This is a genomic window from Bacillus sp. TH50 (genome assembly GCF_016650565.1).
Lineage (GTDB): Bacteria > Bacillota > Bacilli > Bacillales > Bacillaceae_G > Bacillus_A > Bacillus_A mycoides.
In genome coordinates, this window is the sequence record NZ_JAEKFM010000003.1 from 33,878 (window position 1) to 59,310 (window position 25,433).

Here is a 25,433-nt window from a genome sequence, read left to right on the forward strand (position 1 = left end):
ATTCTAATGTCGACTCTGTTTCATTGCTTGAGTAAATAACAGAAAAAATATTTATTTGAAAAGTTTGACATATAATAACTCGAGAGTAAAATAAAAGTGAGTACTCACTCATTTTAAAGAAAAGGGGGATTTTTAGTGCAGCAACCTTCAATTATTTTACGAGATGTATCAAAAAGTTTTGGGAAAAAAGAAGTTTTGCATAACCTTTCGCTGCAAGTTGAAAAAGCAGAAATTTTTGGCTTGGTTGGACCTTCCGGATCTGGGAAAACAACACTCATTAAAATGATTGCAGGTATTAATGAGTCAACTACAGGGGATGTAATTGTTTTTAATACAAACATGCCTAATCTAAATGAAATGAAAAGAATTGGTTATATGGCTCAGGCTGATGCATTATACGAAGAACTATCGGCATATGAAAATGCAGATTTTATTGCAACGATGTATGGGTTAAAAGGTAAGCGTAAGAAAGAGAGAATCGTAGAAGTTTTTGAAATTGTGCAATTATCAGAGCATATGAAAAAGCAAGTACAGCATTTTTCAGGTGGAATGAAAAAACGTTTATCATTGGCGATAGCACTCCTTCATGAACCAGAAATATTAATTTTAGATGAGCCAACAGTTGGGATAGATCCTCTAATTCGAAAATCGATTTGGGAGAAGTTTTATGACCTTAAAAAGAAAGGAACAACTATTATTGTAACAACGCACATTATGGATGAAGCTGAGTTTTGCGAACGTCTAGGGCTAATTAGAGAAGGGAATTTAGTTGCGATTGGCACACCGGAGGAATTGAAAAAACAAACATCTTCTGGACGAATTGAAGATGTCTTTATGTTAGAAGGAGTGATTGAATCATGAGAGTTAATGGTGTAGTTATCCGTATCATTCGTCAATTTTTTCGAGATAAGCGTTCTTTAGCAATGATGTTTGGGGCACCAATGTTATTACTTTGGTTATTATCGCTAATATTTACACAAAAAGACTATATAACGCATATTGCTGTAGTCGATGTACCTGCTCCTATAGTAAAAGCAATGAAAAATCAAGAAGCATCAATTTATGAATATAGTAAAGACAAAGCAATTTCGGAATTAGAAAAGCAAAAGGTAGATGCAGTAATTCATTTAGAAAATGGAAAAATGAATCTTCTATTAGAAGGCAGTGATTCATCAAAAAACCGTGCGGTACTTCAAGTATTGCAAAAGAGTACAGAGAAGAATAATGTATCAATGATGAAGCCTGAAGTGGATTATTTACATGGCTCTAAAGATATTACGATGTTCGATGGGCTTGGTCCCGTATTAATTGGTTTCTTTACATTTTTCTTTGTATTTATATTGTCCGGAGTATCTTTTGTAAGAGAACGTTTAAGTGGTACATTAGAGAGATTATTGTCCACACCAGTGAGAAGATGGGAAATAGTTTTAGGATATATTATTGGTTTTGGAATCTTTGCATTTATACAATCTATTATAATTGTAAGTTTTTCAGTTTATATTTTAGATTTATATGTAGCTGGCTCAATATGGCTAACGCTACTTATAACATGTATGCTTTCTTTAACTGCACTAACATTAGGCACATTTTTATCGGCATACGCAAATAATGAATTTCAAATGATTCAATTTATACCGCTTGTTATCGTGCCACAAGTCTTCTTTTCTGGGTTGTTTCCAATGGAATCCATGAATACATGGTTACAAATGTTAGGTAAATTATTTCCACTCACATATGGTGCTGACGCTATGAGACAAGTAATGATTCGGAATCAAGGGTTTACAGAGATTGCATTAGATCTTACTGTATTACTACTTTTTTCACTATTATTTGCAGTAGGAAATGTATTTGCATTAAAGAAACATCGCAAAATATAATGATGATAAAAAGGAGCACAATAAATGAAGAAGGATTGGCTGGAAGAATTAGTTGCCGCAACGAATACTGATAAACGTAATGAACGTCAAATGCGTATATTAGAGGCAGCTGTTGATATGTTTGGAGAAAAAGGGTACGCCTCAACTTCAACGAGTGAAATTGCAAAGCGAGCTGGTGTAGCGGAAGGAACAATCTTCCGCTACTATAAAACGAAAAAAGATTTATTGTTTGCAGTCGTGATGCCGACCTTAACAAAGTTTGCTGCACCATTTTTCGTACAAGCCTTTGCAAAAGAAATATTTAAAACAGAGTATGAATCGTATGAAGTGCTTTTAAGAGTAATAATTCAAAATAGATTTGAATTTGCTAAAAAGCACTTTCCAATGATAAAAATATTAATTCAAGAAGTACCATTTCAGCCGGAACTAAAAAGTGAAATACAACAATTAATAGAAACAGAACTGCTTGTACATTTTAAAAAGCTGATTGCAAAGTTTCAAGAAGAAGGGGAAATTATTGAACTTCCACCATCTTCCGTATTACGTCTTACTTTATCAGCTGTATTAGGGTTGCTCTTAACGAGGTTTTTATTATTGCCGGAAGAGAAATGGGACGATGAAGTGGAAATTGAAAATACGATTCAATTTATATTGTATGGACTAACGCCACGGAGGTAATGTGATGCGACAATTTGCTAAACCGATAATTGTTGTAAGTAAATGTTTAGAATTTGATGCCTGTCGTTATAATGGAGAGATGGTTCCAGATTTAACAATTCGAAACTTGCAGCCATTTGTTACATTTATACCTGTATGTCCTGAAGTAGAAATTGGTTTAGGGACTCCTCGTGAAACGATACGTATTGTAGAAAAAAATGGTGCGAATAGGCTTGTACAACCGTCAATACGAGAAGATGTAACTGAAAAAATGAATGAATTTTCAAATGCATTTTTACAAACATTACCTGAAGTTGACGGTTTTATTTTGAAGAATCGTTCGCCAAGTTGCGGAACTCGTGATGTGAAAATCTATTCTGGTTTTGAAAAAGGGCCAGTAAAAGGAAAAGGAACTGGATTATTTGGTGGAGCAGTAATAAAAAAATTTTCGCATCTTCCAATTGAAGAAGAAGGTAGATTGTCGAATTTTATTATTAGAGAGCATTTCTTTACAAGATTGTTTACAATCGCGCATTACAAAATGATTAAACATACTAAAAACATAAAAGAACTCGTAGCGTTTCAATCAGATTATAAGTATTTATTTATGGCATATAATCAGGTGAAACAAAAAGAATTAGGGCGTATTATTGCAAATCAAAAAAATGAAACAATTGAAGTCGTATTTGATAACTATGAGAAGACTTTATATGAATTATTTATTCGCGCGCCTCGCTATACATCGAATGTAAATGTATGTGAGCACATTTTCGGATATTTTAAAACAAAGCTAAAAAAACAAGAAAAAGATCATTTTTTAGAGCTGTTACAGAAGTATTCTGAAAAGAAAATCCCACTTAGTAGTTTACTTGTCATTTTAAAAACATGGGCCATTCGATTTGATGAAAAGTATTTATTAAGACAAACATATTTCGAACCATACCCTGAAGGGTTAGTAGAAATTTCTGATTCGGGAAAAGGTAGAGATTATTAAACAATAAATTACATAATTCGACACAAAACCTCCTATGTTGTTGTAGAACAATGTAGGAATTTTTTTGTGCATTGGTACAGAATCTGTTTTAAAATTAAGTTATGACAGAATTGTAGCAATTGTCTAACTAATATTCGTGTCTTTTAAGAAGTAATGTTTGTAGTAGAAACTCGCACGCTGTCGAAACTCAATATTCGATAAGGGGTGTGTAGCGGAATGGAATTTACTCTAACTCGCGAAAAACAAATGATTAAAGAAATGGTACGTGATTTTGCTGAAAAGGAAATCGCACCGAAAGCTGTATATTATGACAAAACTGCGGAATTTCCATATGAAACATTTCAAAAAATGGGCGAACTAGGATTATTAGGTATCCCATTCCCGGAAGAGTATGGAGGTTCAGGTGGCGATACGTTATCGTACGCGTTAGCTGTTGAAGAGATTGGTCGTGCTTGTGGTGGAACAGGTTTAAGCTATGCTGCAACAATTTCATTAGGTGCTTCTCCAATTTATTATTTCGGTACAGAAGAACAAAAACAGAAATTTTTAGTTCCAATGGCGTCAGGTAAAACGTTAGGTGCTTTCGGATTAACGGAGCCAAATGCTGGATCTGATGCAGGGGGCACACAAACGAAAGCATTTTTAGATGGCGATGAATATGTTATTAGTGGTGAAAAGTGCTGGATTACAAACGCAGAGTATGCAAATACAATTATTGTAACCGCTATCAACGGTTTTGAAGACAATGGTAAAAAACGTATTTCTGCATTTATCGTACCGACTACTAGTGAAGGATTAACGATCTCAAGCCCTTACGATAAGATGGGTGTTCGTGCTTCTAATACTTGTGAAATCGTACTTGATGGTGTACGTGTACCGAAAGAAAATATTCTTGGTGATGTAAATAAAGGATTTAAACAATTCTTATATACACTTGATGGAGGACGTATTTCAATTGCAGCATTAGCAGTAGGTATTGCACAATCTGCATTTGAGCGTGCATTGCAATATGCGAAAGAACGTCAACAATTTGGAAAACCGATTTCTAATTTCCAAGCGATTCAATTTAAATTGGCTGATATGGCGACTGAAGTAGAATTAGCGCGTAATTTAGTACATAAAGCAGCTTGGTTAAAAGATAACGATAAACCTTTCGGTAAAGAAGCGGCTATGGCAAAGTTGTTTGCATCTGAAGCTGCAAGTCGTATAGCAAATCATGCAGTACAAATTCATGGTGGATATGGCTATATGCGTGAATATGAAGTTGAACGATATATTCGTGATGCAAAACTTTTAGAAATTGGTGAAGGAACTTCTGAAATTCAACGTCTCGTAATTGCAAGACATTTAGGATGTAGATAAAAAGGAGGGGTCACTATGTTTCAAAAAATATTAATTGCTAATCGCGGGGAAATCGCAGTTCGCATTATGAAAACTTGTCAAAAACTTGGCATTCGCACTGTTGCTATTTATTCTGAGGCTGATGAAAATGCCCTTCATGTAAAATTGGCAAATGAAGCTTACTTAGTAGGCGGTCCACGTGTCCAAGAAAGCTATTTAAACCTTGAAAAAATTATTGAAATAGCTAAGAAGACAAATGCTGAAGCAATCCATCCGGGGTACGGATTATTATCAGAGAATCCATCTTTTCCGATTCGCTGTAAAGAAGAAGGAATCGTATTTATCGGTCCTTCAGAAGAAATCATTACTAAGATGGGAAGTAAAATTGAGTCACGTATAGCGATGCAAGCAGCAGATGTGCCAGTAGTTCCAGGCATTACTACAAATATTGAAACTGCTGAAGAAGCAATTGAAATTGCGAAACAAATTGGTTATCCATTAATGCTTAAGGCATCCGCGGGCGGCGGAGGCATTGGAATGCAGTTGATGGAAACTGAGCAAACGCTCACCAAAGCATTTGAAAGTAATAAAACAAGAGCTCAAAATTTCTTTGGTAACGGAGAAATGTATTTAGAGCGCTATATAGCAGATGCACATCATATTGAAATTCAGCTTTTAGCAGATACACATGGTAATACAGTGTATTTATGGGAACGCGAATGTTCAGTACAGCGCCGAAATCAAAAAGTAATTGAAGAAGCACCTTCACCATTTTTAGATGAGGGTATACGAAAGGCTATGGGAGAAGTTGCTGTACAAGCTGCTAAAGCACTTGGTTATACAAATGCAGGTACAGTTGAGTTTCTTGTAGATGATCAAAAGAACTTTTATTTCTTAGAAATGAATACGAGATTACAAGTAGAACATCCAGTTACAGAAGAAATTACTGGGTTAGACTTAGTTGAACAACAATTACTTATCGCATATGGTGAGAAGCTATCATTTACACAGGATGATGTAAAACGTAGTGGTCATGCCATTGAGGCTCGTATTTATGCAGAAGATCCGAAAACATTCTTCCCATCACCTGGGAAAATTACAGATTTAACGTTACCGACAAATATACGTATTGATCACTTTTTGGAGAATCAAGTAACGATTACACCTTTCTATGATCCAATGATTGCGAAAGTAATCGCACATGGTGAAACTCGTGAAGAAGCGATTTCAAAATTAAAAATTGCTCTAGAAGAGTTAAAAGTAGAAGGTATTAAAACAAACACACCAATGTTACTGCAAGTACTCGGAGACGATGTGTTCAAAAGTGGTATTTATACAACGGGTTTTGTAACGAAACAACTTGTTAAAAAATAAGAGTTATGAATATTAAGGGGGAAAAAATGATGACGAAAGTATATGCATCGATGGCAGGAAATGTTTGGAAAATTGTTGTAGGAGTAGGAGATACAGTAGAGGAAGAGCAGGATGTCGTCATTTTGGAATCTATGAAAATGGAAATTCCAATCGTTTCAGAAGAAGCCGGAACTGTTATGAAAATTAACGTACAAGAAGGCGATTTTGTAAATGAAGGAGATGTATTACTAGAAATTGAATAGGGAGATATAGGGGGAAGCGAATTGAAACTACCTAATTTTGCTGTCATTAAAGAAGTCGGGCCACGTGATGGCTTACAGAATGAAAAAAAGATTGTTGGCACAAAAGATAAAGTAAAATGGATTCAACTACTTACAGAAGCTGGATTGTCGTACGTTGAAGTTTCCTCATTCGTTCACCCTAAATGGGTTCCTGCATTAGCAGATGCAAGTGATGTATTTTCTGAGCTAAAAAGGGATCCAAATGTTACATATGCAGCGCTTGTTCCAAATCAAAATGGTTTGGAACGAGCTTTTTTGCAAAATGTAGATGAGGTGAATGTTTTTTTATCAGCAAGTGAATCTCACAATAAAAGTAATATTAATAAATCTATTAAAGAAGCATTAGCTGTAATTGAAGATATAACAAAACAGGCAACGTTCGAAGGTAAAAAGGTAAGAGGCTATGTTTCTACTGTATTTGGATGTCCTTATGAAGGGGATATAAGTGCCACAGCAGTTGACGAAATATGTAATCAACTATTTTCATACGGCATTTATGAAGTTTCTCTCGGGGACACGATTGGTGTAGCGAATCCATTACAAGTAGAACAAGTATTAGAACATCTATTAAAGAAGTATGATGCTTCGCAGTTTGCAATGCATTTTCATAATACGTATGGAATGGCTCTGGCGAATGTAGTTAAGTCTTTAGAATATGGTATTACAACGTTTGATAGTTCTTGTGGTGGACTCGGAGGATGTCCTTATGCACCAGGAGCATCGGGTAATGTTGCTACTGATGACTTAGTGCATATGCTCCATAAGCTGGGAGTCCAAACTAATATTGATGAAGAAAAGTTATTGAGAGCTAGTCAGTTTATTCAAAGTAAGTTGAATATCCAATTACCGAGTCATGTGTATAGAGCGCTTCAACATAAAACGATAAGTAGGTGAGAAGATGCTACAATTACAAAACATTTCCGTTGACTATGTAACACCGCATGTTGTAAAGATTTCGTTAAATCGTGAAAGACAAGCAAACTCATTATCTTTGGCATTATTAGAAGAATTACAAACTATATTAACTCAAATAAACGAAGAATCAAATACGCGCGTTGTTATTTTAACAGGGGATGGCGAAAAAGCATTTTGCGCTGGTGCTGATCTAAAAGAGCGTGCCAACATGAGTGAAGAACAAGTTCGCCATGCTGTGGGTATGATTCGTTCTACTATGGAGATGGTGGAACAATTACCACAACCAGTTATTGCTGCTATTAATGGAATCGCACTTGGTGGAGGTACTGAATTAAGCTTAGCTTGTGATTTTAGAATTGCTTCTGACACTGCGAGTCTAGGTCTTACTGAAACTTCTCTTGCAATTATACCTGGAGCAGGTGGTACGCAGCGTTTACCGAGATTAATTGGAGTCGGTAGAGCAAAAGAATTAATTTATACAGGAAGACGTATTTCGGCGCAAGAAGCGAAAGAATATGGTTTAGTAGAATTCGTAGTACCAGCTGATTTACTAGAAGAGAAAGCAATTGAAATTGCAGATCGAATTGCTAAAAATGGTCCAATTGCCGTTCGATTAGCAAAAGAAGCAATTTCAAATGGTATTCAAGTAGATTTACATACCGGCTTACAAATGGAAAAACAGGCGTATGAGGGCGTAATCCATACGAAAGATAGATTAGAAGGATTACAGGCATTCAAGGAAAAACGCAAACCAATGTATAAGGGGGAGTAAATATGTTAGATCAAAAACAACAATCTAATTCATTTGAAGAACGAGTTGAAACAATTAAGCAAGGCGGGGCACCGAAATATCATGAACAAAACAAAGCAAAAGGAAAACTTTTTGTTCGAGATCGTTTAGCTCTTTTATTCGATAATGGTGAATATGTGGAAGATGCATTATTTGCAAATTGTGAACAAACCGGGTTACCAGCTGACGGCGTTGTAACTGCAACTGGTAAAATACATGGTCGCACTGCGTGCGTAATGGCAAATGATTCAACTGTTAAGGCTGGATCATGGGGAGCACGTACAGTTGAAAAGATTTTACGTATTCAAGAAACGGCTGAGAAATTACGTGTACCGTTATTTTATTTAGTTGACTCTGCTGGGGCACGTATTACAGATCAAGTTGAAATGTTCCCTGGACGCCGCGGTGCGGGAAGAATTTTTTATAACCAAGTGAAATTATCTGGAAAAGTGCCACAAATTTGTTTATTATTTGGACCTTCAGCAGCTGGTGGTGCGTATATTCCAGCATTTTGTGACGTTGTTATGATGGTTGAAGGAAATGCTTCTATGTATTTAGGGTCTCCGCGTATGGCTGAAATGGTTATCGGTGAGAAGGTAACTTTAGAAGAAATGGGCGGAGCACGTATGCATTGCTCAGTATCAGGATGCGGAGATGTTTTATGTAAAACAGAAGAAGATGCAATTACGCAAGCAAGACAATATATTTCTTATTTTCCAAGTAACTATTTAGAAAAGACTCCTTTGATTACACCTCAAGAACCGAAACAGTTCGATAAAACGTTAGAAGAAATCATTCCAGAAAATCAAAATGCTCCTTTCAATATGAAAGATCTCATTAACAGAATTATTGATGAAGGTTCTTTCTTTGAAGTGAAAAAATTATTTGCTCAAGAACTAATTACAGGTTTAGCACGCATTGATGGTAAGCCAATTGGCATTATTGCAAATCAGCCGCGTATGAAGGGCGGCGTATTATTCCACGATTCAGCTGATAAAGCAGCGAAGTTTATAAATTTATGCGATGCATACCATATCCCATTATTATTCCTTGCAGATGTACCTGGATTTATGATTGGTACAAAAGTAGAACGTGCCGGAATTATTCGTCACGGTGCAAAAATGATCTCTGCAATGAGTGAAGCAACTGTACCGAAAATTTCTATCGTCGTTCGAAAAGCATATGGAGCTGGCTTATATGCAATGGCAGGTCCAGCGTTTGAACCAGATTGCTGCTTAGCATTACCAACAGCTTCTATTGCAGTAATGGGTCCAGAAGCAGCGGTCAATGCTGTATATGCAAATAAGATTGCAGCTTTACCAGAAGAAGAGCGTGCAAGCTTTATTGCTGAAAAACGAGAAGAGTATAAGAAAGATATTGATATTTACCGTTTAGCATCTGAGATGGTGATTGATGGTATTGTTCATCCAAACAATTTACGTGAAGAGTTAAAAGGACGATTCGAAATGTATATGAGCAAATATCAAGTATTCACGGATCGTAAACATCCTGTATATCCAGTTTAAAAGTCCTATTTAGGGCTTTCTTGCTCAAAAAATCAAGGAGGGGAAAACATGAAACAAGCAGTTTGGTTTCCAACAGAAGAATATAAAGAAAAAACGCGTTTATTTAGTTGGATGAAATCATTAGGCTATGAAGATTACGAAGCTTTTTATAATAAGTCAATTGAAGAAACAGCTTGGTTTTGGGGAGAAGCTGAGAGAGCAGTTGGCTATCAGTGGATGAAACCATATACTGAAGTGTTAGATTTAGAAAATGGTACACCGTTTGCACAGTGGTATACTGAGGGAACTTGTAACGTTGTAGAATCTGCTTTATCTCGCTGGCTTGCAGACGATAAAACGAAAACACAAGCAGCACTTATGTATGAAGGGGAAAACGGAACTTCGAAATCATTTACATATGAAGAGCTTGACAGCTGGGTAAGCCGTGTTGCCAACGGTTTGAAACATGCTGGTATTGAAAAAGGTGATCGTGTAACAATTTACATGCCAATGATTCCTGAAACAGTTGTTGCTATGTTAGCGGTAATGAAAATTGGAGCGATTATTTCACCAATATTCTCAGGTTTTGCTGCTGATGCAGTAATGACACGTGTACAAGCGGCTGGTTCAAAAATGGTTATTACCGCAGATGGCTTTTCACGCCGTGGGAAAATTGTTTCATTAAAAGATGAAGTAGATAAAGCTTGTGAACATTGTCCAACTGTTGAAAAGGTGGTAATTGTTCGTCATGCAGGAAATGATTTTACACCGCATAATTATGATTTTTCATGGAGTACGTTAGAAAAAGAAAAACCATTTATACATGCTGAAGAAATGAACAGTGATGATCCATTAATGCTTATATATACATCTGGAACGACTGGTAAGCCGAAGGGGACAGTACACACACATGCTGGTTTCCCGCTAAAATCTGCATTTGATGCAGGGTTTGGAATGAATATAAAACAAGGCGACCGAGTATTATGGGTAACTGATATGGGCTGGATGATGGGACCATTTTTACTATTCGGCTCTTTAATTAATGGCGCAACAATGGTTATGTATGAAGGTGTCCCAGACTTTCCAGAAGCAGACCGCTTATGGGAGACAGTCGATAAATATGAAATTACTCATCTCGGTATTTCACCAACGTTAATCCGTGCATTAATGGCAAAAGGTGATGAATATGTAAATAAACACTCGTTAAAGAGTTTAGAAGTATTCGCATCAACAGGAGAACCTTGGAATCCAGACCCATGGATGTGGTTATTTAATACAGTTGGTAAAGGTAAAGTACCAATTTGTAACTATTCAGGTGGAACTGAAATTTCAGGTGGGATTTTCGGGAATGTCCTAATTAAGCCGATCGCACCGATTAGTTTTAACGCATCTTTACCAGGAATGGCAGCGGTTGTACTTGATGATCAGGGTAAACCAATTCGAGATGAAGTCGGAGAATTATGTTTAGAAAAACCTTGGGTAGGTATGACGAAAAGTTTCTGGGAAGATGATGAACGTTATGTAAACACATATTGGTCACGCTTTGAAAATAAATGGGTCCATGGGGACTGGGTTATTTATGACGGTGAGCAATACATCATCACAGGACGTTCAGACGATACGCTAAATATTGCAGGGAAACGTATTGGGCCTGCTGAATATGAATCTATTCTTGTGAAACATAATAATGTAATAGAAGCAGCTGCAATCGGTGTACCTGACGATGTTAAAGGTGAGGTTTGTCATTGCTTTGTAGTATTACGAGACGGTGTAATATTTACAGCAGAATTAAAGAAAGAATTAATGAGTTTAGTAAACTCTCATATCGGAAAAGCATTATGTCCAAAAGATATTCATGTTGTAGAAGATTTACCAAAAACACGTAATTCTAAAGTAATGCGACGTGTTATTAAAGCAGCTTACTTAGGAAAAGAGTTAGGCGATTTATCGTCACTAGTAAATCCTGAAGTAGTACCCTTTATTCAAGGACTACAGTCTAGCAAACTATAAAATTACGAATGAGCTCTATGTAAATAGAGCTCATTTTTAATGTTTACAAAAAGATAAGAGAGAAAAAGTAAATTTGAAGTTAAAAAATCTACTATTAGTGTTAAGTATATCTGTTTGTTTTTAGTTTTTATCAAAATAGGATACTATAGCTGTCTATTCAATGGAGTGATTGAATTTTGTTAAGAATGAAAATTTAGTGAAGAAAAAAGTAATGAATAAAAGGAGAAATCCCTGGGGGACAGGGATTCAATAAGGGAGATATTATTGTTGTTCAATGTCGAAATTTGGCGTATCCGACAAATTAATATTATCACGAATTTTCAGGAGATTGTGATAGTGGATGTGTCAAAAATGTGTACGGCTTTCATATAAAAGTGTTATTTAAATAGGAAAAGGGAAAAGAATTAAGTTCACTCGTTCTTAAGATTTTTTCCCTTTTAAATTTACTATTTGTTCGTTGTTCTATATACATCTGAAATTGGTAAATCTTCGCCATGTAAAGCTTGAGTACTGTCCTTTTTGTTTGAATTATGTGCCTCCTGAGAGGTTTCTTGCAGTTGTTCTTGGGCCTTACTAGGGGTATTCAGCGCATCTAATGACACAGAATCAAGTTGTTGACTTAATAAATCTTTTTTATCCATGTTATGTAGCTCCTTTTTGAACTTAGATATAAAAACAAAGTATTTTTAAATAGTTACGTGGGTATTATGTATCTTTGAATGGAATTATATACACAAACTATATTGAGAATTTAACTAATTATAAAAATTACTTGTGCTGACAAGCTTAAAAAATATAAAAATCATTAGTTCTTAATAAAAGCGTTATTTTAGTAGGGTGTTACGAAATTTCATTTGAAAGGAACATCCCAATGATAAAAAAGAGCACTGTAAATCAGTGCTCATCTTATTAGATATTGCTTAGTCCTTAAAAATAAAACCGTTACGGACAATTCACAATGGTAATAGTGACGCTAGCTATTGTTCCAGGAGAATCAAGAAGTGAAGCAGTAACGGTTACTGTTCCAGGCCCATTAGCGGCTAGAAATACAGCGGTAAAGTTACCTGAAGCATTGGTAATGACCGCAAGAGGAGCCATGAAAGTAAGAGAAGGGTTACTAAATGAAAAACTGACCACTACCCCTGGAGTAGGACTACCGTTTACTAATACTTGACCCGAAAAAAATAAAGTATTATTTCCTTGAGTGGATACACATGCTGTGGTTTCGTTAGAAGTCAAGATAATAGATACAGGCCCAGCAGGAAGATTAAATCCAGTTGGTCCGGTTGATCCAGTAGGGAATTGAAAGGGTGGAACAGGTGGAAGTGTAGGTCCAATAGAACCCGGATTAAGTGCAGCAAAAGATAAAAACTCGTCCATTATATATTACCTCTAAAAATCGTATTACTAATAGTAAATGTATTGATAGAGCAATGTGAAATGGACAAGCGGTTGTATTTTAATAAATTAAACAAAATAGTTATTTGATAGAAAAAGAAATTAGTATGTTTATTTTAGAAATTAAATATAAAAAGGCGATTATCGTCAAATCGCCTTTTGGGTAATGCAGTGTAATTTTATTCAGTTATTTGAAATATAGTTTCATTCGGTTTAGAAAATCCATACAGTTTCCTTGCGAATTTTAAAATTTCTTCTTCACTACCTGTTAAAGCCTTAACATCATTTTTAAGGGAATGACCATCCTTCTTTAAAGAAGATAATTTTTGTTGCTCCGTATTAAGCGTGATTTGTTTTTCTTTAATCATTTCTTGTTGGTTATTAAGAGAATATTGAAGGACAAAAATTACAGGTAATATAAAAGCCAAAGTAGCTATAATACGGTGTCTTGTTTTTTTATTATTACCTTGTTTGGTGTTAGCGTTCACTTGCTGTGAGGGTATCTTAGGATTTGATTGTTGTGATGATATTTTTGGGATGTTTCCCATTAAAATGCCTCCATTACTGATTGTAGAATTTAAACTGTTTAAAAGTATTATAAATGTTCAATGGGAATTTTAGAAGATAGTTTAATATAGGTGCGTTTTGTAAAGTTTAAACAAAATCCCTATTTAAATAAAAGGAACTCCGATTGTCTGCGGGCTCCTAAGGGTAATCGTCAAGTAATGACGTACTCGACTAGTTAACGATATCATGAATTTTTTGGTAAATAAACTGGTAAATGTGTCCAAATTAATGAGAGCATTATTTGAAACAAAAACGCTATTTTAATAGGGAGGGGAATAATGATGATTCCATGGGACAAGCGAGTATACATTGTATCAAGGTGATCATTTTATTACAGAGGGGACAATTTTAGAGGTTAGTGAAAAGGCGAATAACTCATTATATTGGCTTTGGTGCATGCTAGCTCCAAGCTATGAAAAAGTGTGCGGTAATAGTACAAAGCGACTTCGGTTGATTCGGATAGATGATGAAGAATGATATAAAAATTTCATTTTGTAGAGAAATGAGGTGATTAAGGATGGGCATAGAATATGCCATGTTTGTATTAAAAAAGAGCAGAATTTAGCCTATATATAAAGATGTTGGAATTGTTCTAATGGGGGGAATATCTGAAATATAAATAATTGAGGGGAGTGAACTAATAATGGAAACTAGTACTTTTTTAGGATTGTTTTGGGGATGGATAACGGTTATCGTATCGGGAATACTTTTCGTACGTCCATCGGTACTACGTGAATTGAAAAAATTAGTGGTTGAAGACAGAGGATTTGGTATTATGTATGGTTTTCTATCGATTTTCCTAGGGTTAGGTAGTGTAATCCTACATAATGTATGGGTATTCAACTGGCAGGGGTTCCTAACGGTTATTGCATGGCTTGCATTATTAAAGGGAATCTACATAATTGCATATCCTGAACCATCCAAGAAAACAGACTTTGAATTAAGGGTACTATCTACACGTATAGCGCTCGCTATCATTGGCGCCTTGGCTTTATGGATGCTTATAGTAATCTATATAAAATAATCCTTTTCTAATAAGAACTATATTAAAATAAATCTCTACGTGTTCATTGACAAAAAGCTGACTATACTTAGTCAGCTTTTTGTATATTACATTCTAGTATTTATCGGTCACAAAAGACATGTTCTCTCTTTTAAGTCGATATCGAAAATATTACCAATTTTTTCTTTTACAATGACAACAAATAAAGAAACATTTACAACGACACTTATTTCGTTTAGAACTCCAATCATCATCACAATGATTCTTTTCTTTAGATTTCCACCAATCATCATTACAATGCTTTTCCTTAGAACTCCAATCATCATCACAATGATCCTTTTCTTTAGATTTCCACCAGTCATCACAACAATGCTTTTTCTTAGAACTCCAGCAATCATTTTTCCAGGACATTCTTTTATACCTCCCTTCAATAGGATTCATACTATTCTATGTTTTAGTAAAAGAATGGCTTGTTTATTAACCTATTATTTAACCTTTATATGATAGAGTGCTTTCTACTAGATATAGAATTCATACAAACTATGCTAATTTTCAAGAGATAGTTGAGAGAACTACTGGTTATGATATTAATCAACAAACACTTGTTGAAGGAAACGTTATGATTTTAAATAATATCTTATTTTGGAGTACGCTTTTCTGAATGTATATTTCACAATGGTAAAGGAAAAATACACCATATCACTGCGAACAAAACCTATGTATATGTGAAGTAATAGGAAAAGGTGGTCCCTATTCAAGGAGCCGGCTTATTAAAAGTATAAATAAGAAGGTTTAGTACAAGTGTTTGTTTTTTTGTTTCTATGCTTTTGTCTCGTACACTTTTAAGCTATTTGACATACTTTACTAGTAGAAAGGATTAGGGGGTGAGGTTTTGGGTTCTCGATTTAATAATTGTAGAAAGAAATGTACGTGTAAGCATGATGATTGTTGGGACATTTTTGAAGAGTGTAAAAAGGAAAAGAATGAGAAATGTGACAGCTCTTGTGTACAAGGAATTAGAGATGAGCTTAAAAAATTAATTAATAAAACAGTGCGAATTAACACTGAAGGACGTACTTATATAGGTACTGTTTCTTCGGTAACTTGCGATGTTGTTAAGCTAGCTGCTATTCCTGGTTCAGTTGCAGCAATTATATCTCTTTGTAAAATTGAAGCAATTTTACCACCTGCTACAACTGTTACTGATGAGTTTGATTTTAACGGTGTTGACGTAGCAAATAAAGATTAATTATGCTTTATTGATGCTAAGCCATTCTTATGAATGGCTTTTTATTTTGCGTGCCCAGCTAAGCTGGGCACTGCTTGCTGGTGAAAGTCCAGCCTAGGTAAGAGCCAAGTCGCCTAGTAGCTGACAGGCAGCTGGTGGAGAAATCCTAAGGTTGAAGCCCTGTGACAAAGTAACTTCTACTAGAAGTGCGAGCGAATCAACAGACCGTAACATAAAGTGAACCTTGCCGCCTCGTTAAAAGCAACCTAGCAATAGGACAAAGGGAAGTCGAGCCTGGTGAATATGGGCGAAGACCATGGAAGATGTGAAGAACTTGGAAATACGACATCGAAGAATCCCTCGGGGTACGGAGGGCGGTATGTTGAGAAAGTAGTGTCTGGAACTGGGGAGACCCTCCTTTGCCCTTTCTTTCAGAAAGGAGAGAGGAAACCTATAAGCATATACGAAATGGTGGACTGTAAAGAGGGAGTCGGAGGAGGTCATAGTACTGAATATCATAACGACAACACAACGTTATGTAGGGAAGGACCTCTACTTTGTTCATAAGTTGGAAGGAGGTAAGAGTGAGTGAATGCTGGAAAACTAGCTAACTACACTGATGTAAAAGCTTAAGAACTTTGGAAGACTTTATATCTTTGTGCCAAAGAAAGTTCAAATCGTAGGTTTCACGCGTTGTATGACAAAATATATCGTCCTGACATATTGGCTGAAGCATGGAGAAGGGTAAAACGGAATCAAGGGAGCGGTGGAATTGATGGACAGACGATTGAAGAAATCGTGTATCAATATGGAGAACGAAACTTTCTCAATGAATTATATATAGAATTGAAAAGTAAATCCTACCATCCACAAGCTGTAAGAAGAATGTATATTCCAAAAGGTGATGGAAAACAAAGACCGCTTGGAATTCCCACGATCAAGGATAGGGTTGTACAAATGGCAACGAAATTGGTGATAGAACCCATCTTCGAAGCCGATTTTCAAGACTGTTCGTATGGATTTCGCCCGAAACGAAACGCACATCAAGCGATATCGAAGATACGGAAAGCGAGTAAAACATCTCATTGGATTGTAGATGTAGACATACAAGGATACTTTGACAATATTAATCATGACAAATTAATGAGGCTTGTAGAAAGAAGAATCAGTGACCGAAGAGTGTTAAAACTCATTAGAAAATGGTTGAAAGCGGGAATCATGGAACATGCGCAATTTCATGAAACGACATTAGGTACACCACAAGGTGGCGTGATATCTCCATTACTTTCTAATATATATTTAAACTATATGGATACCATTTGGGAAAAGAAGTGTAAACATTTGGGGGAACTAATTCGATATGCGGATGACTTTGTCAGCGTATGTCAAACAAAACAACAAGCATTAGAGAGTATTCGGATACTACAATCCATTATGAATAAGTTAGAACTTACAATCCATACAGAAAAGTCGAAGCTAGTGAATACGTGGGATGGAAACGAGGGATTTGATTTTCTAGGATTTCACCACCGAAAATACCCTAAACATGTGAAAGGCGGGAAGAAAGTGCATGTGATGGCACATATTCCGAGCCAGAAAGCCATGAAGAAAATGCGGGAACGCATTAAAAGATACACAGAGCCGAGGAACAAACTGTATCTACAATTGGAAGAGATGGTGAAAGGTTTAAATAAAATTCTGCAAGGATTCAAGAATTATTATAGCTTATCTTCAATTGGACAGAGGTGGCTCTGTAAAATAGACTGGTACGTCCTAGAACGACTTAACCTTTTTTGGAATAAGAAAAGAAATGTTCGAAAGAAACATGGTCGTATCAAGGACTTGATGAAGAAAACAACATATACACTCGTGAAAGTAGGAGGATAGAACAAAACTGAACGCCAAAGAAGGAAGAACATCGGAAAGCCGTATGAGGGAAAACCTCACGTACGGTTTGATGAGGGGAAGCTGAAACAGAAAAGGGATGGCAAAGCCATCCCTTTTCTGTTTCAGTTTTCTACTCTAAGTTTAAAAGGGAATATATTTTTCATATAGAAATAAATTTGAAGGTGTATAAAAGGTTGTGTGAAAGGAGAATGAGAGTGATCAAGCTGAAACAATTTACAAGAACTGATTTCAAACAATTAATAAATTGGATTAATTCCGAAGAATTTTTAATACAATGGTCGGGAAATGCATTCACATATCCTTTAAATGAACAGCAATTAGAGAAATATACAGAATGTGCAAACACACTGGCATTCAAAATAATGGATGAAGAGACTAAAGCAGTTATTGGTCATATTTCTCTTGGACAAATAGATAATATAAATAAGTCTGCTAGAATTGGAAAAGTGCTAGTTGGTAATACGAAAATGAGAGGGCGTTCTATAGGGAAACATATGATGAAAGCCGTACTTCGTATTGCTTTTGAAGAATTAAAACTACATAGAGTAACTCTTGGTGTTTATGACTTTAATAAGTCAGCTATTTCTTGTTACGAAAAAATAGGTTTTGTAAAAGAAGGTTTATTAAGAGAGTCAAAAAAAGTAGGAGAAACGTATTGGAATTTATGGGAAATGAGTATGTTAGAATATGAATGGAACAATAAAAAATAGTGTTTTATAATTATATTATGTTAACAAAAGGGGTTTGGTGGGAATCGTGAATAAAAAAACAAAAATAATTTCAATTGCAGCTGTTTCAGTGGGCGGTAAAACTACCATTACAGAAAGTTTAGCTCATGAGTTGAAAAACTCAAAGGCTCTATATTTTGATAGATATAAATTTGATAACTGTCCGGTTGATCTTTGTAAATGGATTGATGATGGAGCTAATTACGATGAATGGGTACTTACACCGCTAATGAATGATATTCAGCGTTCTATACAAGATAGTAGTTTAGATTATATTATTGTAGATTATCCTTTTGCATACTTAAATAGAGAAGTGGGACAATTCATTGATGTAACTATATTTATCGATACACCTTTAGATATTGCGTTGGCTAGAAGAATTTTGAGAGATTTTAAAGAAGATACAATGAGTGAAATACATAATAATTTGAAACATTACATGACACATGCGAGAAAAGCTTATTTAGAGGCAATTCATACTGTTAAGCCGAATTCGGATATTGTATTGGATGGATCTTTATCTATAAGTGAAATAATTGATCAAATAATAGAGGAACTTAATCGAAGAGAAGTGATTGTGAATGGTTAAATGTATAAAACGATATGTACAAGTCATTATCTGATTTATATAGAAGAGAATTAGATAAGTTTTTGCAGTTATGGTCTGGCGACTTCGAATCAAAAATATTGAAAGCTTCATGGACAGATAGATCATATAAATACGGTGAAGTTTTAAGGCATGTAATTGTACATGAAATTCATCATATTGGTCAGATATCTATATGGGCAAGAGAATTAAATCTTCAGCCCGTTTCAGCGAATTTAATTGGAAGAGGATTGTAGATTTAGAAACCAACTTGCAGTGTAAACACAAGTCGGTTTTTATATATAAGAAGATTTCTTAATTAAAATCCTCGGCTTTTTTTGACGTATATATATAAACATTAAGATTGTAATGATGAAAAAGATCATAATCGTTTGTATGATTAAATTTTTAAACTGAAACAATATTGTCCAAGATGTAACAGCATCTTTAAAAGCTTGGAGTGCAGAGTACGAGGAAGGATCAAAACCGTACTGAAGTAACTTTTTTGTTTCAATAAAAGTACTGTTTTCATCACCGGCGTCTAATATTACTGAAATAAGTCTAGTATCTCCTCGTGTGGCTGTACTGACAAAACTATAATTACCATTAGTTGAAAAACTAGTTTGTAAGCCGTCAACACCTTGGAGTTTAATGTTTTTATTAAGGGAATATATCATTTTATTTGTATTGAAAACTTTTGAATCTTTGAAGGTAAATTGGTAAGAGGTTAGTTTCGTAACATTCAATACATCTGGAAAGTCTTTTACTAATTGTGTTGCTAGTTTAGCGACGTCTATCGATGTTGTAGTTGATTGTTTATTCGTATCGTTATTAATTCCAGTAGCATTTAGAAACGGGGATGGTTGTGATAACTTTAGTTGTTTTGCTTTGTCATTCATTAAAAGTGTAAAGTTATCTTCGTTTCCAGCAATGTGTTCTGCAAGGGCAAGTGCGGAACGATTATTCCCTGTCAAAAACAATGCATGAAGTAGATCACGAACCGTCGTTTTATCTTTCGAAGTTATTTGTATAGGACTCGTTTCTGCTCGGAAAACTTCGTTACTTATTTTTACCAATTCATCTAACTGTATTTTTCCTTCATTCAGTTGTTCCAGTGCGATATACTCTGTCATTAATTTAGATAAAGTAGCTGATTGTATAGGAGTTTCTTCATTTTTTTATAAACAATCTCACCAGAATTAGTATCTATTAAAATAGCTGATTTAGCTTGAATAATTGGATCATTTACATAAAGATAAAAATATAAAACGATAAGTGCAGTAATAAGAAAAGATAATAATAAAATTGTTATTTTTTTCAAGAATTGCATTAGCGATCCTCCTACTATTACATCAATAATATTATTGTAAAAAGGAATGCTTAATTAGGAAGAAAGAAAAGGTAAAGAATTTCTAAAGAATTTTAAGGAATTCTTTAATTTTGGATATTGATGGAATATAAAAGGTTCAATTTCTTATATGATAAAAAATTGAACCTATAAATATGTGGTATTAAGCTTTATAAGGGAGTAATTTTACAGTGAAAGTTGTTTTTTTATCATCGCTATATACTTCAATTGTTCCTTTATGCAATTCAACAATACTTTTTGCAATTGCTAATCCGAGCCCAGATCCACCAGTGTTTGTTGAACGTGATTTTTCAACACGATAAAAACGTTCAAAAATATGAGGTAAATCAGTACTAGGGATAGGTTGTCCGTAATTTGTTATATCAATTGTAATCATGTTATTGCTTTCGTAAGCAGTAATATCAATATGATCTCCATCATTTCCATAAGTAATAGCATTTATGATTAGATTTTCAAACACACGGACTAATTTATCCCCATCAGCTAGTACCATTAGCTTTTGAGATGGGAAAGAAGGGCGACATTCAATATTAGCTTCTTGAAGCTGTATCCGAAATTGGACAGTTAATTGTCCAAGCAATTCTACAATATCAATAGGAACAGAATATAAACTTAACTCCTTATTTTGAACGCGTGTATATTCAAACAAGTCATTCATTAATGCATTAAGACGAGTTACTTTATCGTAAATGACTTGAATATAGTATCGTAATTCTACTTCATCTCTATAATTATCATGATGGATTAAATTTACGTATCCAACTATAGATGTAAGAGGGGTTCGTAAGTCATGTGATACATTTGTAATAAGTTCGCTTTTTGCTTGTTCTGCCTGTCTTTCTTCATCAATCGAAACTTTTAATTGCTCAATAATTTGATTGACCCCAGTTGCCAGTTCTTCTAAATAATTATGGTGTACGATGGAAACTTTATGATTAAAGTTTCCACTTGCAATATACCGAATCTCTTCAATCATTTTTTTTATACAAGTTTCATAGTAAACCTTTCTTTCATGACGATAAAAAATGTATAAATAGGATGAGAAAATAGAAAATAAAAACAAATAAGATACAATCATCATCCATAAAGACTCTTTTAATCCAATATATTTTTCATGGCCAAAAATTCTAATGAATTCTTTTCCTAGTTCGCTTAGAGTAAGTGAACTCTCAATTACACTCGTTACGAGGCGAAATATAATTAATTCGGTAATTGGTGTAAGAGTGATAGCTAATAAAAGCCAAAAAATAAGCTTCCACTTTGGTATATCTTTTAATATATCAAATGCTTCATTTCTCAATTTTATATCCTACTCCCCAAACCGTATGAATTAGTTTTTCACCATTCATTACGGTTTCAAGTTTATCGCGTAAATTACTAATATGGACCATTACCGTTTTATTAGAACCATAACCGTCTTCATTCCAAACTCGTTCGAATATCTCTTCAGAGCTAAATACTCTTCCAGTATTACTCGCTAGTAAATATAAAATATCAAATTCGATAGAGGTGAGTTTAATATATTCTCCATTTACTTTAACAGTATGATTATGTTTATGTATTTCAACAGAACGAATACGAATAATACCATCTTCATTCTTTTGGGAAGTAGCATTTTGGAAAGAGGATCTTCGTAATAAAGCTTTCACTCTAGCCACTAATTCTAGTGGATTAAACGGTTTAATCATATAATCATCTGCGCCGGTCATAAGTCCTAAAATTTTATCCATATCTTCAGCCTTTGCACTAAGCATAAGGATAGGTACAGTATTATTTTCACGCACTTCTTGACAAACTTCCAATCCGTTTCGTTTTGGCATCATAATATCCAAAAGCATAAGATCAACTTCATATGTACATATCATTTGTAATGCTTCATCACCATCATAAGCTTTATAAATGTTATAACCTTCATTTCGTAAATAAACAGCCAGTAATTCTACAATATCTTTATCATCATCAATAATTAATATGTTTTTATTCATTTTATAGTTAGTTCCTTTCCTTACAATTAATCAACATTACTATAATATCAAACATTTATGTATTTTGTAGTAATGTTTCTACATAAAATTTCATGTATCGTATTAAAAAGGAATTAAAACATTCATAACGAATATAAAATAAGAAGGATATTTAAACTCCACATTATACTGAAAGATAGTTATGAGGGGGACTTGCTATGTTATATAATGATATATATTCATTTACTCCAACTGGAAAAATAGAAAATGATATTAAAGCTTTTCTATTAAAATACAATAAAGAATTTACATATAAACATTCAATTCGTTTGGCAAATGAGGCGAGAAAAATTGCGAAAATATTTTATGAAGATGAAGAAAAAGCAGCGATTGCAGGGTGTTTACATGATATTAGTGCAATCTTTCCGAATGAGGAGCGGATTGCAGTTGCTGAAGAATTTGGCATAGAAATATTACAAGAAGAACGAGAATTTCCAATGATTATTCACCAAAAATTATCGAGATTAATTGCAAAAGAGGTATTTAAAGTAGAAGATAAAGAAGTTTTAAATGCTATCTGTTGCCACACTACGTTGCATAAACATGCAACAAAGATGGATTTAGTATTATTTATTGCTGATAAATTAGAATGGGATCAAATAGGGACACCGTCATATTTAATTGAGGTAAAAAAGGATTGGAAAAATCTTTGGAACATGCTGCTTTTGTATATATTTCATATTTGTGGGAAAGAAAAGATACATTAAAAGTCATACATCCGTGGCTAGAAGAAGCATATTGGCATTTAAAAGAAATTGTAGAGTAGAAAGGGTATAAAAATGCAATTAAAAGAATATATGAATCAAACATTCCCAGGAGTTACGTTAGTACCGTACATATACTCTCAGTGGGAAAAACATCTGCATTTTGATTTTGGGAAAGATAAATATCAATTTAAAGAAGATGGTAACACTTATAATATGGAATATTTCACACAACTATATAGGTATAATAAAAGTCTATTTAAAGATATATTTTCAAAAGAAGATGCCGTCTTTTTAGTCACAAATGTTTATCGATTTAAACAGGAAAATATAAAAAATGCGCAGAAAATAAATGTATACAATAGGTTTATTAAAAAGAGGGGTTTAAAGTTTCATATAAGACAAGAAACATTCCCTTTTCTATTTGAAGATGAAGAAGCTGACTTATATTGTACATATCAATTTTCTTTAAAATGTCTTGCTGAAGATATTAAATATGAACCGCTTATTCAAGCAGCTAATCATGAAGATTTCCCTGACCTACGTCCACGCTTAGGGCGAAAAAAGAAATTTCATATCCAGATGTATTTTTTATAAATGTAACAAAGGATATTATCATGTTTATTTATGATGATAGAGGATGTGAAGTAATTGCGAAGAATAAAGAAAAGATACGGGAGTTATATGAGAAGTATAAAGAGTGGATACAAGAATATGAACGAGAGAGTATAGATGACTTATTTACATGAAAATAGGAGGAAGTGAAGTGTGTAATGAAAAGGATCGCAATTGTATCTGCATGGGAACCAGAGCTTACGTATTTGCATCAACATTATCCAAGTGAGCGTGTAGAAAAAATAGCAGCTTGGGAATTTCATTTTCATTCTATTAATGAATTAGAAGTTATTTCAGTTGTAACTGGTGTCGGTAAAGTAAGTTGTGCTAGTTGTGTACAACTATTAATAAGTGAATTCCAGCCAGACCAGTTATTTATGACAGGGATTTGCGGGAGTTTATCAGATAAGGTGAAAAATGGACACATCGTTGTAGCTCTTAATACTTTACAGCATGATGTTACAGCGGCTGGTTCAGGAGAAGATAGTTTTAATCTATATGATGGTAGAACGGCACCTATTGAAACAACTAAATCACTCGTAAAACGAATGAAGAAATTGCGTTCGTATGACCCGGTCCATTTTGGTACATTTCTATCTGGAGATCAACGTATTCGAAGTTCAGAAATGAGGTATTTACTTCATACTGTATACGGTGCTTTAGCCGTTGATCAAGAAGTGGCAGCATTTGCTTATGTATGTCATGTAAATAAAAAACCATTCCTATGTTTAAAAGCTGCCTCAGATCAAGCGAATGACAAAACGAAAGAAGAACAAAAGGTTTTTAAAATGTTAGCATGTGAACGAGCATGTGAGCATTTAATTACTTTTTTACGTGTTTATGAGATTACTGTAGTAAATAATAGATAGTTAGAGGGTTTTAATATTGGAAGCTACAAATAAAATAGCAATTCTTGGTGCGAATGGTAAAGCTGGAAAATTCATCGTAAATCATGCGTTAGAAAAGGGATATCAAGCAAAAATATTAACGAGAACTTCTGAAAATATGAGGATAACTAATGAAAATATAGAGACTATTATTGGGGATGCCCGTGATCTTTCTACAATACAAGAATTACTTAAAGGTTGTAGGGCTGTAATTAATGCGGTGGGACAACCGAAAAATGAACCTTATATTTTTAGCACAGTTACGAAGCATATTTTAAAAGTAATGAAAGAATATGAAATAAAACGTTATATTCTTATTTCTGGAGGCTCCTTAAATGTAGAAGGAGATCAGAAGGGAATTGTAAATAAAATAGGGGCTAATTTGTTTCAATTATTTCTTCCAAAGATGATGAGGGATAAATATAAAGAATTGGAAATTATACAAAGTAGTGATGTAGATTGGACAATTGTTAGATTACCGTTTGTTATAGAGGGAAATGGGATTGGTGATATTAAAGAGAGTTTAGTAGATATGCCAGGAATCAAAATTCAAAATGGGGATATTGCACCGTTTGTAATAAAACAAATTAATAGTGAAAGATATATAGGAAAGTGTCCGCTCATTTCAAATTAAGAGATATCGTTAAAAATTAAAGAATAATGGATATAGTG

Annotated in this window: 25 protein-coding genes and 4 pseudogenes; 22 read left to right on the forward strand and 7 right to left on the reverse strand. The window is 34.3% G+C overall.

From position 1 onward, the window contains the following. Window positions 1-135: 135 nt before the first annotated feature. From JFU23_RS00165 to JFU23_RS00215, 11 genes are all read left to right on the forward strand, one after another. The gene (locus JFU23_RS00165; protein WP_201031031.1) at window positions 136-861 is read left to right on the forward strand and encodes an ABC transporter ATP-binding protein; all 726 of its coding nucleotides are present in this window, start codon (window positions 136-138) and stop codon (window positions 859-861) included. Next, on the forward strand, window positions 858-1,877 hold the full coding sequence (locus JFU23_RS00170; RefSeq protein WP_201031032.1) for an ABC transporter permease: 1,020 nt from the start codon (window positions 858-860) through the stop codon (window positions 1,875-1,877). Before JFU23_RS00165 ends, JFU23_RS00170 begins: the two co-directional genes overlap by 4 nt. A 24-nt stretch (window positions 1,878-1,901) precedes the next feature. After that, a complete protein-coding gene (locus JFU23_RS00175) occupies window positions 1,902-2,555 on the forward strand; it encodes a TetR/AcrR family transcriptional regulator (RefSeq protein ID WP_002065518.1) in 654 nt (217 codons plus the stop codon). A 4-nt stretch (window positions 2,556-2,559) separates the two neighbouring features. Beyond that, complete coding sequence (locus JFU23_RS00180) at window positions 2,560-3,528, forward strand: YbgA family protein (RefSeq protein WP_002127490.1); 969 nt, start codon at window positions 2,560-2,562, stop codon at window positions 3,526-3,528. Between the two features lie 216 nt (window positions 3,529-3,744). Next, window positions 3,745-4,890 carry an acyl-CoA dehydrogenase gene (locus JFU23_RS00185; protein ID WP_098636724.1) on the forward strand — a complete coding sequence of 382 codons (1,146 nt, stop codon included), beginning with the start codon at window positions 3,745-3,747 and terminating at the stop codon, window positions 4,888-4,890. Between the two features lie 15 nt (window positions 4,891-4,905). Continuing rightward, a complete protein-coding gene (locus JFU23_RS00190; RefSeq protein ID WP_201031033.1) occupies window positions 4,906-6,243 on the forward strand; it encodes an acetyl-CoA carboxylase biotin carboxylase subunit in 1,338 nt (445 codons plus the stop codon). A gap of 26 nt (window positions 6,244-6,269) precedes the next feature. Beyond that, window positions 6,270-6,485 carry an acetyl-CoA carboxylase biotin carboxyl carrier protein subunit gene (locus JFU23_RS00195; protein ID WP_001985297.1) on the forward strand — a complete coding sequence of 72 codons (216 nt, stop codon included), beginning with the start codon at window positions 6,270-6,272 and terminating at the stop codon, window positions 6,483-6,485. Window positions 6,486-6,506: 21 nt separating this feature from the next. Further along, window positions 6,507-7,418 carry a hydroxymethylglutaryl-CoA lyase gene (gene mvaB / locus JFU23_RS00200; protein WP_002017011.1) on the forward strand — a complete coding sequence of 304 codons (912 nt, stop codon included), beginning with the start codon at window positions 6,507-6,509 and terminating at the stop codon, window positions 7,416-7,418. A gap of 4 nt (window positions 7,419-7,422) precedes the next feature. Continuing rightward, window positions 7,423-8,211: an enoyl-CoA hydratase gene (locus tag JFU23_RS00205; RefSeq protein WP_002017012.1), complete on the forward strand. Its 789-nt coding sequence runs from the start codon at window positions 7,423-7,425 to the stop codon at window positions 8,209-8,211. Between the two features lie 2 nt (window positions 8,212-8,213). Next, window positions 8,214-9,755 carry an acyl-CoA carboxylase subunit beta gene (locus tag JFU23_RS00210; protein WP_002017014.1) on the forward strand — a complete coding sequence of 514 codons (1,542 nt, stop codon included), beginning with the start codon at window positions 8,214-8,216 and terminating at the stop codon, window positions 9,753-9,755. 48 nt (window positions 9,756-9,803) lie between these two features. Then, window positions 9,804-11,744, forward strand: a complete 1,941-nt coding sequence (locus JFU23_RS00215) for an AMP-binding protein (RefSeq protein ID WP_201031034.1) — start codon at window positions 9,804-9,806, stop codon at window positions 11,742-11,744. Between the two features lie 446 nt (window positions 11,745-12,190). On the opposite strand, the gene JFU23_RS00220 is transcribed toward JFU23_RS00215, so the two are convergent. From JFU23_RS00220 to JFU23_RS00230, 3 genes are all read right to left on the reverse strand, one after another. Further along, a complete protein-coding gene (locus tag JFU23_RS00220) occupies window positions 12,191-12,385 on the reverse strand; it encodes a hypothetical protein (RefSeq protein ID WP_201031035.1) in 195 nt (64 codons plus the stop codon). Between the two features lie 301 nt (window positions 12,386-12,686). Then, window positions 12,687-13,124, reverse strand: a complete 438-nt coding sequence (locus tag JFU23_RS31010) for an exosporium leader peptide-containing protein (RefSeq protein WP_201031036.1) — start codon at window positions 13,122-13,124, stop codon at window positions 12,687-12,689. A 197-nt stretch (window positions 13,125-13,321) separates the two neighbouring features. Beyond that, window positions 13,322-13,690 (reverse strand): FtsB family cell division protein, encoded by a 369-nt coding sequence (locus tag JFU23_RS00230; protein WP_201031037.1) that lies wholly within the window; start codon window positions 13,688-13,690, stop codon window positions 13,322-13,324. 328 nt (window positions 13,691-14,018) lie between these two features. Here JFU23_RS00230 and JFU23_RS00235 point away from each other — a divergent pair, with 328 nt between their 5' ends. Beyond that, window positions 14,019-14,186: a hypothetical protein gene (locus JFU23_RS00235; RefSeq protein ID WP_170972723.1), complete on the forward strand. Its 168-nt coding sequence runs from the start codon at window positions 14,019-14,021 to the stop codon at window positions 14,184-14,186. A 166-nt stretch (window positions 14,187-14,352) separates the two neighbouring features. Further along, the gene (locus JFU23_RS00240; RefSeq protein WP_002127497.1) at window positions 14,353-14,733 is read left to right on the forward strand and encodes a hypothetical protein; all 381 of its coding nucleotides are present in this window, start codon (window positions 14,353-14,355) and stop codon (window positions 14,731-14,733) included. 107 nt (window positions 14,734-14,840) lie between these two features. Here the strand turns inward: JFU23_RS00240 and JFU23_RS00245 are convergent, their stop codons facing one another. Beyond that, window positions 14,841-15,143 (reverse strand): hypothetical protein, encoded by a 303-nt coding sequence (locus JFU23_RS00245; RefSeq protein ID WP_306426517.1) that lies wholly within the window; start codon window positions 15,141-15,143, stop codon window positions 14,841-14,843. 461 nt (window positions 15,144-15,604) lie between these two features. On the opposite strand from JFU23_RS00245, the gene JFU23_RS00250 reads away from it, so the two are divergent. From JFU23_RS00250 to JFU23_RS00270, 5 genes and pseudogenes are all read left to right on the forward strand, one after another. Next, window positions 15,605-15,961 (forward strand): hypothetical protein, encoded by a 357-nt coding sequence (locus tag JFU23_RS00250; protein ID WP_002032241.1) that lies wholly within the window; start codon window positions 15,605-15,607, stop codon window positions 15,959-15,961. A gap of 672 nt (window positions 15,962-16,633) precedes the next feature. Then, window positions 16,634-17,827 carry a group II intron reverse transcriptase/maturase gene (ltrA, locus tag JFU23_RS00255; RefSeq protein ID WP_242483470.1) on the forward strand — a complete coding sequence of 398 codons (1,194 nt, stop codon included), beginning with the start codon at window positions 16,634-16,636 and terminating at the stop codon, window positions 17,825-17,827. Window positions 17,828-18,042: 215 nt separating this feature from the next. Further along, window positions 18,043-18,558 (forward strand): GNAT family N-acetyltransferase, encoded by a 516-nt coding sequence (locus tag JFU23_RS00260; RefSeq protein ID WP_201031038.1) that lies wholly within the window; start codon window positions 18,043-18,045, stop codon window positions 18,556-18,558. A 46-nt stretch (window positions 18,559-18,604) separates the two neighbouring features. Then, window positions 18,605-19,165 (forward strand): nucleoside/nucleotide kinase family protein, encoded by a 561-nt coding sequence (locus JFU23_RS00265; RefSeq protein WP_201031039.1) that lies wholly within the window; start codon window positions 18,605-18,607, stop codon window positions 19,163-19,165. Window positions 19,166-19,185: 20 nt separating this feature from the next. Then, window positions 19,186-19,419 (forward strand): annotated as a pseudogene (locus tag JFU23_RS00270) (DinB family protein); the annotation flags it as partial. A gap of 58 nt (window positions 19,420-19,477) precedes the next feature. On the opposite strand, the pseudogene JFU23_RS00275 reads toward JFU23_RS00270, so the two are convergent. The 3 genes and pseudogenes from JFU23_RS00275 to JFU23_RS00285 form a co-directional block, all read right to left on the reverse strand. Further along, window positions 19,478-20,492 (reverse strand): annotated as a pseudogene (locus JFU23_RS00275) (D-alanyl-D-alanine carboxypeptidase family protein). A 181-nt stretch (window positions 20,493-20,673) separates the two neighbouring features. Further along, window positions 20,674-21,831, reverse strand: coding sequence for a sensor histidine kinase (locus JFU23_RS00280; protein ID WP_201031041.1), 1,158 nt, complete (start codon window positions 21,829-21,831; stop codon window positions 20,674-20,676). After that, window positions 21,821-22,516: a response regulator transcription factor gene (locus tag JFU23_RS00285; protein WP_002016575.1), complete on the reverse strand. Its 696-nt coding sequence runs from the start codon at window positions 22,514-22,516 to the stop codon at window positions 21,821-21,823. Before JFU23_RS00285 ends, JFU23_RS00280 begins: the two co-directional genes overlap by 11 nt. A 197-nt stretch (window positions 22,517-22,713) precedes the next feature. Between JFU23_RS00285 and yqeK the strand changes: the two are divergent. The 4 genes and pseudogenes from yqeK (at window position 22,714) to JFU23_RS00305 (ending at window position 25,395) form a co-directional block, all read left to right on the forward strand. Beyond that, window positions 22,714-23,321: pseudogene (gene yqeK, locus JFU23_RS00290) on the forward strand (bis(5'-nucleosyl)-tetraphosphatase (symmetrical) YqeK). Window positions 23,322-23,334: 13 nt separating this feature from the next. Beyond that, window positions 23,335-24,008 (forward strand): annotated as a pseudogene (locus JFU23_RS00295) (DUF3885 domain-containing protein). Between the two features lie 24 nt (window positions 24,009-24,032). Then, window positions 24,033-24,743 (forward strand): 5'-methylthioadenosine/S-adenosylhomocysteine nucleosidase, encoded by a 711-nt coding sequence (gene mtnN, locus JFU23_RS00300; protein WP_044440808.1) that lies wholly within the window; start codon window positions 24,033-24,035, stop codon window positions 24,741-24,743. Window positions 24,744-24,759: 16 nt separating this feature from the next. Continuing rightward, window positions 24,760-25,395: an SDR family oxidoreductase gene (locus tag JFU23_RS00305; protein ID WP_201031042.1), complete on the forward strand. Its 636-nt coding sequence runs from the start codon at window positions 24,760-24,762 to the stop codon at window positions 25,393-25,395. Window positions 25,396-25,433 lie beyond the last annotated feature (38 nt).